This window comes from Azospira oryzae (assembly GCF_004217225.1).
Taxonomy (GTDB): Bacteria; Pseudomonadota; Gammaproteobacteria; order Burkholderiales; family Rhodocyclaceae; genus Azospira; species Azospira oryzae.
In genome coordinates this window covers 545,032-559,513 of record NZ_SHKM01000001.1, presented here as the reverse complement: position 1 = coordinate 559,513, position 14,482 = coordinate 545,032, and the positions used below count along the sequence as shown (strand labels likewise).

16 protein-coding genes are annotated in these 14,482 nt (G+C 67.3%); 3 read left to right on the top strand and 13 right to left on the bottom strand.

The window, feature by feature from the left end; all coding sequences use genetic code 11:
• The first annotated feature begins 74 nt into the window (after nt 1–74).
• Nucleotides 75–479, top strand: a complete 405-nt coding sequence (locus EV678_RS02525) for a YchJ family protein (protein WP_130458402.1) — start codon at nt 75–77, stop codon at nt 477–479.
• Nucleotides 480–549: 70 nt separating this feature from the next.
• On the opposite strand, the gene EV678_RS02520 is transcribed toward EV678_RS02525, so the two are convergent.
• From EV678_RS02520 to yaaA, 3 genes are read right to left on the bottom strand one after another with little or no spacing between them, the layout of a single operon-like run.
• Complete coding sequence (locus tag EV678_RS02520) at nt 550–918, bottom strand: hypothetical protein (protein WP_130458401.1); 369 nt, start codon at nt 916–918, stop codon at nt 550–552.
• A 54-nt stretch (nt 919–972) separates the two neighbouring features.
• Nucleotides 973–1,446: an AtaL-like protein gene (locus tag EV678_RS02515; RefSeq protein ID WP_130458400.1), complete on the bottom strand. Its 474-nt coding sequence runs from the start codon at nt 1,444–1,446 to the stop codon at nt 973–975.
• Between the two features lie 3 nt (nt 1,447–1,449).
• On the bottom strand, nt 1,450–2,226 hold the full coding sequence (yaaA, locus tag EV678_RS02510; RefSeq protein ID WP_130458399.1) for a peroxide stress protein YaaA: 777 nt from the start codon (nt 2,224–2,226) through the stop codon (nt 1,450–1,452).
• A gap of 45 nt (nt 2,227–2,271) precedes the next feature.
• Here yaaA and EV678_RS02505 point away from each other — a divergent pair, with 45 nt between their 5' ends.
• Together EV678_RS02505 and EV678_RS02500 are read left to right on the top strand one after the other, a co-directional pair.
• Nucleotides 2,272–4,347, top strand: a complete 2,076-nt coding sequence (locus tag EV678_RS02505; protein ID WP_130458398.1) for a site-specific recombinase — start codon at nt 2,272–2,274, stop codon at nt 4,345–4,347.
• 52 nt (nt 4,348–4,399) lie between these two features.
• On the top strand, nt 4,400–5,578 hold the full coding sequence (locus tag EV678_RS02500) for a DUF2863 family protein (protein WP_130458397.1): 1,179 nt from the start codon (nt 4,400–4,402) through the stop codon (nt 5,576–5,578).
• Between the two features lie 127 nt (nt 5,579–5,705).
• On the opposite strand, the gene EV678_RS02495 is transcribed toward EV678_RS02500, so the two are convergent.
• The 10 genes from EV678_RS02495 to mnmH all read right to left on the bottom strand — a co-directional run bounded on the left by EV678_RS02495 (nt 5,706) and on the right by mnmH (nt 14,422).
• Nucleotides 5,706–6,665: a bifunctional helix-turn-helix transcriptional regulator/GNAT family N-acetyltransferase gene (locus EV678_RS02495; RefSeq protein ID WP_130458396.1), complete on the bottom strand. Its 960-nt coding sequence runs from the start codon at nt 6,663–6,665 to the stop codon at nt 5,706–5,708.
• 173 nt (nt 6,666–6,838) lie between these two features.
• Nucleotides 6,839–7,177 carry a cell division protein FtsB gene (ftsB, locus tag EV678_RS02490; protein ID WP_014237373.1) on the bottom strand — a complete coding sequence of 113 codons (339 nt, stop codon included), beginning with the start codon at nt 7,175–7,177 and terminating at the stop codon, nt 6,839–6,841.
• A gap of 79 nt (nt 7,178–7,256) precedes the next feature.
• Nucleotides 7,257–8,540: a phosphopyruvate hydratase gene (gene eno / locus EV678_RS02485; protein WP_014237372.1), complete on the bottom strand. Its 1,284-nt coding sequence runs from the start codon at nt 8,538–8,540 to the stop codon at nt 7,257–7,259.
• A 39-nt stretch (nt 8,541–8,579) separates the two neighbouring features.
• Nucleotides 8,580–8,870 (bottom strand): DUF1330 domain-containing protein, encoded by a 291-nt coding sequence (locus EV678_RS02480; protein ID WP_130458395.1) that lies wholly within the window; start codon nt 8,868–8,870, stop codon nt 8,580–8,582.
• Nucleotides 8,871–8,880: 10 nt separating this feature from the next.
• Nucleotides 8,881–9,174 carry a Dabb family protein gene (locus EV678_RS02475; protein ID WP_014237370.1) on the bottom strand — a complete coding sequence of 98 codons (294 nt, stop codon included), beginning with the start codon at nt 9,172–9,174 and terminating at the stop codon, nt 8,881–8,883.
• Nucleotides 9,174–10,013, bottom strand: a complete 840-nt coding sequence (gene kdsA / locus EV678_RS02470) for a 3-deoxy-8-phosphooctulonate synthase (RefSeq protein ID WP_130458394.1) — start codon at nt 10,011–10,013, stop codon at nt 9,174–9,176. The genes EV678_RS02475 and kdsA overlap by 1 nt, the downstream gene beginning before the upstream one ends.
• Nucleotides 10,010–11,650 (bottom strand): CTP synthase, encoded by a 1,641-nt coding sequence (locus EV678_RS02465; protein WP_014237368.1) that lies wholly within the window; start codon nt 11,648–11,650, stop codon nt 10,010–10,012. Before EV678_RS02465 ends, kdsA begins: the two co-directional genes overlap by 4 nt.
• Before the next feature lie 144 nt (nt 11,651–11,794).
• Entirely contained in the window at nt 11,795–12,577 is a 783-nt protein-coding gene (locus EV678_RS02460) for a 3-hydroxybutyrate dehydrogenase (protein WP_130458393.1), read from the bottom strand.
• A gap of 206 nt (nt 12,578–12,783) precedes the next feature.
• The gene (locus EV678_RS02455) at nt 12,784–13,326 is read right to left on the bottom strand and encodes a hydrolase (RefSeq protein ID WP_130458392.1); all 543 of its coding nucleotides are present in this window, start codon (nt 13,324–13,326) and stop codon (nt 12,784–12,786) included.
• A gap of 40 nt (nt 13,327–13,366) precedes the next feature.
• Nucleotides 13,367–14,422 (bottom strand): tRNA 2-selenouridine(34) synthase MnmH, encoded by a 1,056-nt coding sequence (gene mnmH / locus EV678_RS02450; protein WP_235832393.1) that lies wholly within the window; start codon nt 14,420–14,422, stop codon nt 13,367–13,369.
• Nucleotides 14,423–14,482: the final 60 nt, after the last annotated feature.

Below are 14,482 nucleotides of genomic sequence, written 5' to 3'. Positions count from 1 at the left end.
TTGCGCCTGACGCGGCAGCACTTGCCCTGCCGCTTTTTCATTCCGCCCACTCCGCCTTTCCCCGCCTGCTCCCCATGTCCAAGCCCGCTCCCGTTCGCACCTGTCCCTGCGGCTCCGGCCAGCCCTACGCCCGCTGTTGCGGCGTCTATCACGGCGGCCAGCCGGCAGGGACGCCGGAGGCCCTGATGCGCTCCCGCTACAGCGCCTACGCCCTGGGCCTGAGCGATTACCTGGTGGCCACCTGGGCGGTGGAAACCTGCCCGCCGGACCTGGATGCCCACACCCCGCCCCAGCCCAAGTGGCTGGAGCTGACGGTGCATGAGGCCAGCCAGGAAGGGGACCAGGACGGCTGCTGGGGCCGGGTCCGCTTCACCGCCCGGGGCAAGGACAACGGCCGTGCCTTCCGCATGGGCGAAACGAGCCGCTTCCAGCGCCGGGAGGGCCGCTGGTTCTACGTGGATGGGGAAGTGACGCTCTAGGGCGGAACAAAAAGGCCCGGGAAACTGCCCCGGGCCTGGTGCGATTTCGTTGCCGTGGGAGGCTGCCGCCTCAGTAGCAGACCACCAGCTTGCCGTTGGGGCTGCGACAGTAGGTGACGCCGTCGGGACCGATGACGGAAGTGCCCTTGCCGTCCTTGTGGGGCTGGTAGTAGCGGTAGCTGGGGCTGCGCGGCGCCGTGCGGGTGCCGGGAACCGTGGGCAGCGGCTGTACCCCGGTGGTGGGAATGCCGGGCGTGGCGTTGCCCTGCTCGATCACCGTGCCCATCGGCGGCGCCTTCTTGTAGGGGTAGAGGGTCTGGCCGTCCCCCAGTTCGATGGATTGCTCCTTGGGCATCTGGTAGATCTGGGTGCTGTTCTGGGCCTGGGCGGCCGTGGCCAGCAGCCCCAGGACCAGGGCGGTGCAGATGCGTGTGTTCATGGCGCGCCTCCGTCGAAATAGGCTTGCGGGATGGATGAAATTCATGCCTTCAGTCTAGTGGGTGGAGCGGGCCATGGCCAGTTCCCGGATCACCGCCAGGGTGTCCAGGTCTGCCGCATGGTAGGCCGCCCGGATGTAATCCACGTAGGCGACGGCCTCCGGGTCGTCCCCCGGCTCGGCGAAGGAAGTCTCGTAGGTGAAGCGCAGGAAGAGGCGCCCCGCCTCCGGCTCCTCGATGCGGATGGTGAGGCTGCCGCCAGCATGCTGGGCCGTGCGCCGGGTCTCGAAGCAGACCCACTCGGCCTCCACATAGCTGGCCCGGTCCCGCACCTCGGCGGCGCCGAAGACCAGCAGTCGCTCCACCGCCCCCGCTTCGCGGGAGAGGATGCGGCATTCCACCATGCCGGGCAGGAAGGGCACCGAATCCTCTACCCGGGCCATGAGGCCGGCCCACAGGTGCTCCCGTTCCAGGGTGAAGGCCAGGGGATTGTCCGGATCGTTCACTTCCACCAGATGTTCGAAACGCATGCCTTAAGCCTCCACCCGGCGCCGGAAAATATAGGTGTCCGCGTCGGAAATCTCGGGAACGAAGGCGTAGCCGTCCACATTGAAACCCTGCAGCCCTTCCGGCTGGGTCAGGCCGTGGCTGGCGGCATAGCGCACCATGAGGCCCCGCGCCCGCTTGGCGTAGAAGCTGATGATCTTGTAGCGGCCGCCCTTCCAGTCCTCGAAGACGCAATTGACGACGCGGGCCTTGAGGGCCTTGGGCCTGACCGCCTTGAAGTATTCCTCGGAAGCCAGGTTCACCAGCACTGCCGGCCCCGACTGGGGCATGGCGGCATTGAGGGCCTGGGTGATGTCCTCACCCCAGAAGGCATAGAGGTCCTTGCCCGCGGCGTTGCTCAGCTTGGTGCCCATTTCCAGGCGGTAGGGCTGGATCAGGTCCAGGGGCCGCAGCAGGCCGTAGAGGCCGGAGAGGATGCGCAGATGCTGCTGACACCAAGCCAGGCCGGCGGGCGGCAGGGAGGCGGCATCCAGGCCCTCATAGACGTCGCCATTGAAGGCCAGCAGGGCCTGCTTGGCGTTGGCCGGGGTGAAGGGCGGCGCCCATTCGGCGTAGCGGGTGACGTTGAGCACGGCCAGGGCGTCGGAGATGTCCATCAGCCGGGACAGCTCCGCCGGCGACAGTTCCCGCAGGCGCTGCACGAGGACGGCGGAACGCTCCAGGAAGTCGGGCTGGGTATGTTCCGCCGTCACCGGCGGAGTGTCGAAATCCAGGCTCTTGGCCGGGGAGATGACGAAAATCATGGCAAAATCTTCTACCGGAAAGTCAAAAGGACGAATTAGAACATTATGACACGCTCCCTTTCCCCCCTGCCCCTGGAAACCCTGCTGCAGCGCCTCTGCGACCTGGCCGCCAACCCCGACGGCGACCTCCTGCCCCCCCTCATCGAACTGGTGGACGCCCTGCGTCCCGCCGACAGCGACGACACGGCGGCCGCCACCCAGGCCCTGCACGCCCTCTGCTACCTGCTGCAGACCCGTCCCGAGCTGCGGGATGGCCTGCGCCTGGCCCTGCTGCGCCTCTTCGCCGAAAAAAAGCAGGTCTCCCTCTATGTGGATGCCGGCGTCTTTCCCAACACCGGCTTCTTTTCCGAGACCGCCCGCCGCCTCTCCCGCACCCTGCTGCCCGACGTGGTGGCGCCCGAATACCTGAAGGACGTGCTCGGCCTGCTGTTCCCCGAGCCGGACGACGAGGTGTGGGTGGACGGCATCGCCGACGCCGAATGGCTGGCCCTGTTCACCCTGCTCGACCTGGGCCGCAGCAGCGTCCGCGGCGCCCCCATGGCGCCGGCCCTGGCCCAGTTGCTGGAAGGCCTGCTGGTCATTTCCTACCGCATCAGCGCCATCGGCCTGGAACCGGAACTGCTGCGGGTGGAACCAAGCATCGAGAACTTCGAGTCCCCCTTCCTGGCCCAGAACGCCGAGATGCTGCGCTTCCTCAAGCAGTTCGAGCAGTGGTGGCGGGAGCCGGAATTTGCGGCGGAGGACGACCGCCAGCTGCTGGTGCTGTTCGACCAGTGCCGCGGCATCGGCGACCGCATCCGCAACCGGGCCGCCCGGGAAGGCACCAGCCTCTCCCTCACCTTCCACCTGCAGCGGCTGCGCCAGCATCTGGAGCGGGCCGAGGCCCTCCTCGCCGTCCTGCGCCAGTTGCGCCAGGAACGCTGCCTGCAGGATGCCCTGCCGGCCCTGGTGACCCTATTCAAGCAGCTGGTGCGGGCCGAGTGCCGCAAAAACGACCTGGGCACCTACTGGCGCCAGAACATGGAACTGCTGGCCCGCCGCGTCACCGAGAATGCGGGCCGCACCGGCGAGCACTACATCACCGAGAGCCGCAGCGAATACTTCGCCCTCCTGCGCTCGGCCCTGCTCGGCGGCTTCGTCATCGCCTTCATGGCCCTCATCAAGCTGGAGCTGGCCAAGCTGCACCTGCCGCCCCTGACCGAGGCCCTGGCCTTCTGCCTCAACTACGGCCTGGGTTTCGTCCTCATCCACATCCTCCATGGCACCGTCGCCACCAAGCAGCCGGCCATGACCGCCAACGCCATCGCCGCCAGCATCGACGAGGCCACCGGCCCCGGCGGCAACGCCACACCGCGCAACCTGGACAACCTGGCCGGCCTGGTGGCCCGCACCTGCCGCAGCCAGATCGCCGCCATCATCGGCAACGTGGGCCTGGCCATTCCCATGGCCATGCTCATCGCCTTCGTCCTCGGCAGCATGGGCGGCACGCCCTTCATCGGACCGGAAAAGGCCCACCACCTGCTGGCCGACGTGCATCCCTGGCACAGCGGCGCCATCCTCTATGCCGGCGTGGCCGGGGTCTGCCTGTTCCTCGCCGGCCTCATCGCCGGCTATTACGACAACCTGGCCGCCTACAACCGCATCCCCCAGCGCCTGCTGCAGCTGGAATGGCCCCAGCGCCTGTTCGGCGAAGCCCGCATGCGACGGGTCGCCGCCTACGTGGAAAACAACCTGGGCGCCCTGGCCGGCAACTTCTTCTTCGGCTTCCTCCTCGGCGGCATGACCGCCATCGGCGTACTCTTCGGCCTGCCGGTGGACATCCGCCACATCGCCTTCTCCTCCGCCTACCTGGGCTACGCCGCCGTCGCCCTGGACTTCGCCGCCCCCTGGCAGGAACTGGCCCTGGCAGGCCTGGGAGTGGCCCTGGTGGGCATGGCCAATCTTGGCGTCAGCTTTGCCCTGGCGCTGTATGTGGCCCTCAAGGCGCGCCAGGTCTCCTTCGCCCAGGGACGTCGCCTGATCGCCAGTCTGTTCGCCCGTTTCCGGCAGGCCCCCCGGGAATTCCTCATGCCGCCTCGTCCCCAGGACACAGAAGAATCCCGGGACCAGCCCGCGGGTTGATAGAATTACGGCTTCGCCCGCTTTGTTCCGGCACCTCGAGCAGTTCATCACCATGAAACGACCCCGCTTCGGCTCCCGCTCCCGCGTCTCCCGCGATGTCTCCCAACTCTCCTGGCTGGCCACCGGCCTCGCCGAATCCGGCGGCAAGCTGGAGGATGCCTTCTGGGAAGCGCGCCTGGCGGCCCTGGTGGAGCAGCTGCTGGCCGACGGCAACGAGGACGAACTGACGGCTGCCCTGGACCGCCTCTACGAAACCAACGCCCAGGCCCACGACGAGCTGGCGGACATGGTGGAGTCCCGGGCCGAGTCGTGCCTCATCAGCCACCAGGGCCAGGACTACGACGTGCTGCTGGTGGCGGCGCCGGTGCTGGCCTGGTCCCGCTTCGGCATTCCCACCGCCAACATCCCCGCCGGCACCCTGGCCGCTCTCAAGGCCCAGCTGTGCGGCCACGTCCTGGCGGCCGAGGCCCGCGTCGCCGTGGTGGATTTCCTCTTCAGCCCGGACCAGCTGCCCCGCAGCTACAGCGACACCTACCGCCTCACCAACGAGCTGGGCCGCTGCGCCCTGGCCGGCCAGGACATGGCCCTGGACACCCGGGAAATGCCGGAGACCAACCGTTTCCTCTCCGACACCCGCTACCTCCTGGCCGCCATCGCCGTGCCCCGCCACAGCCCCCTCTTCTACTGGCACGAGGTGGAAGGCAACCGGGAAGTGGCACGCCAGCAGTGGCGCCAGCAGGGCGGCGCCGCCCTGGAGCCCCTGCTCACCGGCTGCGCCTACGAGGCCCTGCTGCCCGACGCCTACCATGCCGCCTGCCGCCAGGCGGACAAGGATTCCCGGCCCTATTCCCTGCGCGCCTCCGTCGCCTTCCTGCAGACCGTCATGGGGGTCGAGCCGCCCTCCCTGCGGGTGGCCATCGGCCCCTTCCACGACCAGCGCCTGGAGGAATACCGCCTCGGCTTCTCCCTCCAGTCCCAGGCGGACAAGGTCATCCACGGCGTCGTCTGGGCCCTCATCGGCACCGAGGACGAAAACAGCGAATCCGTCGCGGAAATGGAAGCCGTGCTGCGGGAATGCGGCGTCACCGACATCGTGGTGCACGACCACCGTTTCCCCTTCGAATTCTGCGACGACTGCGGCGCGCCCCTTTATCCCAATGGCGAGGGCGAGCTGATGCACACGGAAATGCCGGAAGAACAGGCGGAACAGCCGCCGCGCCTGCTGCACTGAGCCCCCCGGCAAGACCTCCGGATAGCTGACGGCTGCCCCCTTCCAAGCGGGGGCAGAGGCGCTCCGCAGCCTCGCTCCTCAACCCCGCTTCTCAACCCATTTCGCCAGCCGATGGCGCTCCTGGGACTTACCCCGCGACGCCCGGGCGGACGAACAGCTGCTCCGTCACCGTCTCGCCCCACTGCCGACCCTGGCGCTCCTCCCCCAGCACGAAGCCCCTGGCCTCGTAGAGATGGCGGGCCGCCTCGAGGCCGGCAAAGGTCCACAGCCGGGTCTCGGCAAAGCCGTAGCCGTCGCAATGGGCCAGCGCCGCCTGCAGCAGACGCTGGCCGACACCGCCGCCGCGCACCGCCCCGTCGACGATGAACCAGCGCAGATGGGCGAGGCCGGACCCCAGATCCTCGCCGTCGATGGCCACCGAACCGACGATACGCTCCCCCTGCAAGGCGACCCACAGGCCGTTGCCCGGGCGCTGCAGCCGCCCGCAGAACTCCGCCAGGCCGGTGGCCACCTGGCTTTCGAAATACTGGCCGAAGCCGGCGTGGCGGGCGTAGAAAAGCCCGTGCATCTCGGTCACCCGGCCGATCACCCCAACCCGATAGCCCGGACAGATCCGCACCGGGGAAATGACCGCTCCGGCGGCGCCGCTGCGCGCCTGGGCAAGGGCCCGGGCATAGACTTCGAGCCCGGCGTGGACCAGTCCGCGGGCCTCCGGCGCCATGTGCTGCAGCGCCTCCTCCACCTGCCGCCGGCCATAGGCCTCCACCGCCGCCAGGGTGCGGCGGCCCCGGGCCGTCAAAGACAGATTCTTGATGCGGCCATCGTGATCGCTCACCGTCTCCGTCAGTTCGCCGGCATCCACCAGCTTGCGCAGCATGCGGCTGACGCTGGACTTGTCCAGGCCGAGACAGGCGGCGATGGCCGCGGCGCTCATGCTGCCGTGCTTGCCCAGTTCGATGAGGGCATGCACGGCGGAGGCCGGGTAGTCGGTGGCAGCCAGGGTCGCCTGCATGAATCCCAGTTCCCGCACCATCTGGCGCGAGGCGGCGCGGATGCCATCCACCAGGGCCTGTTCCGGATCTGCCATGCCGCCTCCCGACGGGCTGAAATATGGTTGCACTATACAACCATTGCGACGCCAAGCCCATTGCTGCCGGAGAGGACGGCAATGGCCGGGCTGCCGCCGACCGACTGCAGCAGCCGCACCAAGCAAAGAAAAAAGGCAGCCGGATGGCTGCCTTTCCTTGTGCTGCACCGCGACTAGCGGGAGGCCCGGGCCTTCTTCGCCGGCGGCACTTCCGGTGCCGGCTCGGCGGGGCGTTCCGGCGCCTTCTCCGGCAACTGCACGAAGACCTCGTCGCCCTTGATCATGCCCAGCTCGAAACGGGCCCGTTCCTCGATGGCGTCGTAACCCTGCTTCAAATCCCGCACTTCCGCATCGAGGCCGCCATTGCGCACTTCCAGCTTGCGGTTGGCGTCCTTCTGCTGCTGCAGTTGCCGGTCCACGTCCCAGACTTTCAGCCAGCCGCCCTTGCCCAGCCACAGGGGATACTGAAGCAGGGTGATGAGGGCGATGAGTCCGATGGTGAGCCAGCGCATGGAATGGGGTGATTGGTGAGATCGGGCGATAGTCGGATGCGAAAAGGGCCGGGATTGGAACTTCCCGGCCCTGTCGGCCTTACTTCAGGTTATAGAAGGTTTCGCGGCCGGGGTAGGAGGCGGTATCGCCCAGGTCCTCTTCGATGCGCAGCAGCTGGTTGTACTTGGCGATGCGGTCGGAGCGGGACAGGGAGCCGGTCTTGATCTGGCCGGCGTTGAGGCCCACGGCGATGTCGGCGATGGTGCTGTCTTCGGTCTCACCGGAGCGGTGGGAGATGACGGCGGTGTAGCCGGCGCGCTTGGCCATTTCCACGGCGGCGAAGGTTTCGGACAGGGTGCCGATCTGGTTGATCTTGATCAGGATGGAATTGGCGATGCCCTTGTCGATGCCTTCCTTGAGGATCTTGGTGTTGGTAACGAAGAGGTCGTCGCCGACGATCTGCACCTTCTGGCCCAGACGCTCGGTCAGCAGCTTCCAGCCGTCCCAGTCGCCTTCGGCCATGCCGTCCTCGATGGAAACGATGGGGAACTGGTCGGCCAGGTTGGCCAGGTAGTCCACGAACTGGGCGGAGGTCAGCTGCAGACCTTCACCGGCCAGGTGGTACTTGCCGTCCTTGTAGAACTCGGAAGCGGCGCAGTCCAGGGCGATCAGCACATCCTGGCCCGGGGTGTAGCCGGCGTTCTCGATGGCCTGCATGCACAGCTGGATGGCTTCGGCGTGGCTGCCCAGGTTGGGGGCAAAACCGCCTTCGTCGCCCACGGCGGTGGAGAAGCCCTTCTTGTCCAGCAGCTTCTTCAGGGCGTGGAAGATTTCGGCGCCGCAGCGCAGGGCTTCGCGGAAGGTGGAAGCGCCCACGGGCATGACCATGAATTCCTGGATGTCCAGGCTGTTGTTGGCGTGGGCGCCGCCGTTGATGATGTTCATCATCGGCACCGGCATCTGCATCGGGCCCATGCCGCCGAAGTAGCGGTACAGGGGCAGGCCGGCTTCTTCAGCGGCAGCCTTGGCCACGGCCATGGAGACGGCCAGCATGGCGTTGGCGCCCAGGCGGGACTTGTTTTCGGTGCCGTCCAGGTCGATCAGGGTCTTGTCGATGAAGGCCTGTTCCTGGGCGTCCAGGCCGATGATGGCCTCGGAGATTTCGGTGTTCACGTTCTCGACGGCCTTGAGCACGCCCTTGCCCAGATAGCGGCCGGCTTCGCCGTCGCGCAGTTCGATGGCTTCGCGGGAACCGGTGGAGGCGCCGGACGGCACGGCGGCACGGCCCATGACGCCGGATTCCAGCAGCACATCGACTTCAACGGTGGGATTGCCGCGGGAATCCAGGATTTCGCGGGCGACGACATCAACGACAGAGCTCATGTTTCTCCCTTTGCTCTTAAAAGTTGCAAACTAAAAACTTCAAATACCCTGGACGACGAGCATGTTCATGTCCGCCGCCTCTTTTCTTGCTGCACGAGCCGCCCGGTATTCGGGGGAATCGTAGAATTTCTTGGCCTGCTCCACGCTCTCGAACTCCACCACCACAAGCCGCGGCGGCTTGCTCCAGCCCCCTTCCAGCACCTCGCTGGCGCCGCCCCTTACCAGGTAGCGGCCGCCGTACTGGGCGATGGCGGTCTGGGCCAGCTGCTTGTAGGTCTCGTAGGCCACCGGATCGGTGACGCTGGCTTCGGCGAGGAGGTAGGCGGCCATGGCGGAAATCTCAGAGCTTCACATCGGAGAAGAGCAGCATGCCGATCTCGTCCCAGCGCCGCACGATGTCGGCGTGGACCTCGTTGTCGTAGTAGCGCTGCAGCGCCCCTTCCGTCTCGAACTCGGCATAGACGGCGTAATCCCAGGCCTGAGGGTCCAGGGTCACGTTGGGGCCGTGCTTCCAGGTGACGATGCCCGGCACCGCCTTGGGCAACTGGTCCAGCTCGCCCAGCAGGGCCACCACCCGGGGATCGTTGGTGGCGATGCCGGGCTTGGTCTTGAACAGGACGACGTGGGCGATCATCAGAGGCTCAGCTCTTCCAGGGGGCCGGACTTGACCAGACGGTCGATGCCCACCAGCACCCGGAGCAGGGATTCCATGCGGTCCAGGGGCCAGGCGTTGGGGCCGTCGGACATGGCGCAGGCCGGGTTCGGATGGGTTTCCATGAACAGGCCGGCCACGCCGCTGGCCACGGCGGCCCGGGCCAGTACCGGCACGAACTCGCGCTGGCCGCCGGAAGCGGTGCCCTGCCCGCCGGGCAGCTGCACGCTATGGGTGGCGTCGAACACCACCGGGCAGGCGGTGTCGCGCATGATGGCCAGGGAGCGCATGTCCGAGACCAGGTTGTTGTAGCCGAAGGAGGCGCCGCGCTCGCAGACCATGATGGTGTCGGCGCCGCCGTTGGCTTCCCGGGCCTTGTCCACCACGTTCTTCATGTCGCCGGGGGCCAGGAACTGGCCCTTCTTGATATTCACCGGCTTGCCGGAAGCGGCCACGGCATGGATGAAATCGGTCTGGCGGCAGAGGAAGGCCGGGGTCTGCAGCACGTCCACCACGGCGGCCACGGCGGGCACCTCGGCTTCGGTGTGCACATCGGTGAGCACCGGCACGCCGATCTGGCGGCGCACGTTCTCCAGGATCTTCAGGCCGGCATCCATGCCCAGGCCGCGGAAGCTCTTGCCGGAGCTGCGGTTGGCCTTGTCGTAGGACGCCTTGAAGATGTAGGGGATGCCCAGGCGGCCGCAGATTTCCTTCATCTGGCCGGCCACGTCCACGCACAGCTGCTCGGACTCGGCGACGCAGGGGCCGGCGATGAGGAAAATCGGCTGGTCGAGGCCAACCTCGAAGTCGCACAGTTTCATTTGGCGGTCGCCTGTTGCTGCTTCAGGGCAGCCTGGACGAAGGAGGTGAACAGGGGGTGGCCGTTGCGCGGGGTGGAAGTGAATTCCGGATGGAACTGGCAACCGACGAACCAGGGATGCACGTCGGCGGGCAGTTCCACCATTTCGCACAGGTCGGTGCCGGGGGCGCGGCCGGCGACGACCAGGCCCTTGGCTTCCAGCTGGGCCAGCAGGGTGTTGTTCACTTCGTAGCGGTGGCGGTGGCGCTCGACGATCTCGGGGGCACCGTAGATCTGGCGGGCCCGGGTGCCGTCGGCCAGCTGGCACAGCTGGCCGCCCAGGCGCATGGTGCCGCCCAGGTCGGAATTTTCGTCGCGCTTTTCCACCTTGCCGGAGGCATCCTGCCATTCGGTGATCAGGCCGATCACCGGGAAGGGGCTGTTCTGCTCGAATTCGGTGGAGTGGGCACCGGCCATGCCGGCCACGTCCCGGGCGAATTCCACCACGGCCAGCTGCATGCCCAGGCAGATGCCCAGGTAGGGCACCTTGTTTTCACGGGCGTAGCGGATGGCGGCGATCTTGCCTTCGGTGCCGCGCTTGCCGAAGCCGCCGGGCACCAGGATGGCATCCATGCCCTTCAGGGCGCCGCAGCCGTTCTTCTCGATGTCCTCGGAATCCAGGTAGTGGATGTTGACCTTGGAACGGGTATGGATGCCGGCGTGCTTCAGGGCCTCGATGAGGGACTTGTAGGACTCGGTAAGGTCCACGTACTTGCCGACGAAGGCGATTTCCACGCTGTGCTGGGGGTGCTCCAGGGCGTCCACCAGGCCGTTCCACACGGAGAGGTCGGCGGCCTTGGCCAGGATGTCCAGCTTGTGGCAGACGATCTCGTCCAGCATCTGGTCGTGCAGCATGGCCGGGATCTTGTAGATGGAATCGGCGTCCAGCACCTCGATCACGGCTTCGCGCTGGACGTTGCAGAACAGGGCGATCTTGCCCTTTTCGTCTTCCGGGATTTCCCGGTCGGCGCGGCACAGCAGCACGTCGGGCTGGATGCCGATTTCCCGCAGTTCCTTGACGGAATGCTGGGTCGGCTTGGTCTTCAGCTCGCCGGCGGTGGGAATGTAGGGCAGCAGGGTCAGGTGCAGGAAACAGGTGTTGTTGCGGCCTTCCTCGAAGCCCATCTGGCGGATGGCTTCCAGGAACGGCAGGGACTCGATGTCACCCACGGTGCCGCCCACCTCGACGATGGCCACGTCGGCCCCTTCGGCGCCACGCTTGATGTGGGCCTTGATCTCGTCGGTGATGTGGGGGATGACCTGCACGGTCTTGCCCAGATACTCGCCGCGGCGCTCTTTCTTGAGCACCGTGTCGTAGATCTGGCCGGTGGTGAAATTGTTGCGCTTGCCCATCTTGGCGCTGGTGAAGCGCTCGTAGTGGCCCAGGTCCAGGTCGGTCTCGGCGCCGTCTTCGGTGACGAACACCTCGCCGTGCTGGAAGGGGCTCATGGTGCCCGGGTCGACGTTGATGTAGGGATCAAGCTTGAGGTGGGTGACGGTGATTCCGCGGGATTCGAGAATCGCACCCAGAGAGGCAGCGGCAATTCCCTTACCCAGGGAAGAAACCACGCCGCCAGTGACGAAGACGTATTTGGTCATGACGATATAGCTGCGGGAAAGCCGAATTGTAGCCGATAACCCGGCCGCCTTCCAAACCTGCCGGCAACGGGCGGCCAACACCGGCGAACGCACCACCAACGCCGGAAAATCGGGGCCGGGCGCCCTGCCCTGCCCCGGCGTGCCTCAGCGGGCGGTCCAGGCCCCGTCCATGGGCAGGGCGGCGCCGGTCATGCCGGCGCCGGCGGGGGAACAGAGGAACAGCACGAACTCGGCCAGGTCGTCGGCCTCGAGGAAGCGCTTGTTGGGCTGGGCCGCCAGGATCACGTCGCGGATCACCTGATCCTCCGGCAGGTTGTGCACCTTGGCCTGGGCCGCCACCTGTTTTTCCACCAGGGGCGTGCGCACATAGCCGGGGCACACCGCGTTGCAGGTGATGCCGGTCTCCGCCACCTCCAGGGCCACCGCCTTGGAAAAGCCCACCACCGCGTGCTTGCTGGCGGTGTAGGGCGCCTTGAAGGGCGAGGCCACCAGGCCATGGGCCGAGGCGATATTGACGATGCGGCCCCAGTTGCGCGCCTTCATGCCCGGCAGCACGGCCTTGGTGGCATGGAAGACGGAGGACAGGTTGATGGCGATGAGCTGGTCCCACTTCTCTTCGGGGAATTCATCCACCGCCGCCACGTGCTGGATGCCGGCGTTGTTCACCAGGATGTCCACGACTCCCAGCTGTTTCTCGGCAGCCGCCGCCAGGGCCCGCACCGAGGCAGCATCGGCCAGGTCGGCCGAGGTGTAGGCCACCTTGACGCCAAACTCGGCGGCCATGGCCGCCCGCAGACCTTCCGCCTCGGCCGCCGGACGGGAACCGTTGAGCATCACCGAGGCGCCGTTGCGGGCCAGGGCCCGGGCCACGGCCAGGCCGATACCGGAGGTGGAACCGGTGACGAGAGCGACTTTTCCGCTGAGCATGGACATCTCCTGTGGGGATGGAATCGGAATGAAGGATAAGGGATGAAACCCGGAGCCGGCATACCCAGGCCCCACCGGGCCGGGAAGCGCACCGGGTAACGATCTTGAAGGCACCTGCCTGGAACATGGCGCCCTTGTTGCCTTGCCGGGAAGGCCGCCCGGAGAACGCCGCCGGACGCGCCTGCCGGCCCTGCCCTTGGCGGAGGCTAGCGGATGAAGTCCCGGCTCACCGCCCGGAACAGGTCGGTGCCGGCCCGGTGCAGCCATTCGAAAGCCACCATCTCCCGGGAGACGATGACGCAGCCGGCCTGGCGCAGGCGCTCCAGGGCCAGGGCCTTGTCCTCGGGCCGGCGGGAACCGACCGCCTCGGCCACCACGAACACCTCCTTGCCCCGGCCCAGCAGGTCCAGGGCCGTCTGCAGCACGCAGACATGGGTTTCGGTGCCGGTGATGACCACCTGGCGGCGGGCCAGGGCGGGCAGCTCGTCGAGGCAGCCGTCGGCCACGGCGGAAAAATGGATTTTCTCCACCACCTCCTCCGGCGCCAGCATTTCCGCCAGGGCCGGCACCGTGGCGCCCAGACCCCGGGGATACTGGACCGTGGCCAGCACCGGCACCGTCAGGCGGCGGGCCACCCCGGTCAGCCACAAGTTGTGGGCGATGACGGCCTCGCCCTCGTGGATCGCAGGGGCAAGGCGCTCCTGGATGTCGATGATCAGCAACAGGGACTGGTCGGCCTTGATCAGCATGGCACCTCCGGAAAGTCCAGGGGACGGGCCTGCCAGACTATCACGCGCCGGCGGCGACGAGCATGCTGGCGGCCAGGGCCTCGATGCCGGCGTCGCTCAGGTCGTCGCTGACGAAAGGATCGTGACGCCGGCGGCCCTGGTAGTTCTGGCCCTGGGAGCGGCGATAGTGGGGGTCGTAATGCAGGTCGAGCAGTTCCTGCACCAGCTGGGACCAGCCGCCCTCCCGGGCCAGGGCCTGCCAGCGGGCCACGGTTTCCTTGCCCTGCAGCTCCTTCAGGTTGTCCAGGCGGCGCACCAGCCATTCCGGGTCTTGCAGGAAATAGTCGTAATCCCGCAGCAGGAATTCCACCCGGGCCGGCAGGCTGGCCGCCACCTCCAGACACTCGCCGCCCCGCACCGCCTCGAGCAGGGCGTCGGGCAGATGCAGGCGGCCGATCTTGCGACTCTCGGCCTCGACGAACACCGGCCGGGAGCTGTCGAAGCCGGCCAGGGCCTGCCACAGGGCGGTCTCGAAACCCTTCTGGGCCGGCTGGGGCTCGCCCGGCAGCACCCCCAGCACCGAGCCCTTGTGGGCCGCCAGGGTCTCCAGATCGAGCACCTGGGCGCCCTGCCGGGCCAGGGCCTGGAGGATGCGGGTCTTGCCGCTGCCGGTGGCGCCGCAGACCACCCGGTAGGCAAAGCGCGGCGCCAGGGCGTCGATCTGCTCCATGACGTGCTGGCGGAAGGCCTTGTAGCCGCCGTCCAGCTTGTCCGCCCGCCAGCCGATCTGGCGGAAGATGATCTGCATCGCCCCGCTGCGCTGGCCGCCGCGCCAGCAATAGATAAGGGGCCGCCACTCCTTGGGCATGTCGCGGAAACGCTCCTGCAGGTGGCGGGCGATGTTGATGGAGATCAGGGCCGCCCCCACCTTCTTCGCCTCGAAGGGCGACACCTGCTTGTACAGGGTGCCCACGGCGACGCGCTCCTCGTTGGACAGCACCGGACAGTTGATGGCCCCGGGCACGTGGTCCTCGGCGAATTCGGCCGGCGTGCGGACATCGATGATGGCATCGTAGTCACCCAGTTGAGCGACGCTGGCGAGGGCGGGATGTTTCATGTCGGGGTGGCGTTTTTCCGGAAGAGGCGCCATTCTAACGCCCCTCCCCGACCTTCCCAC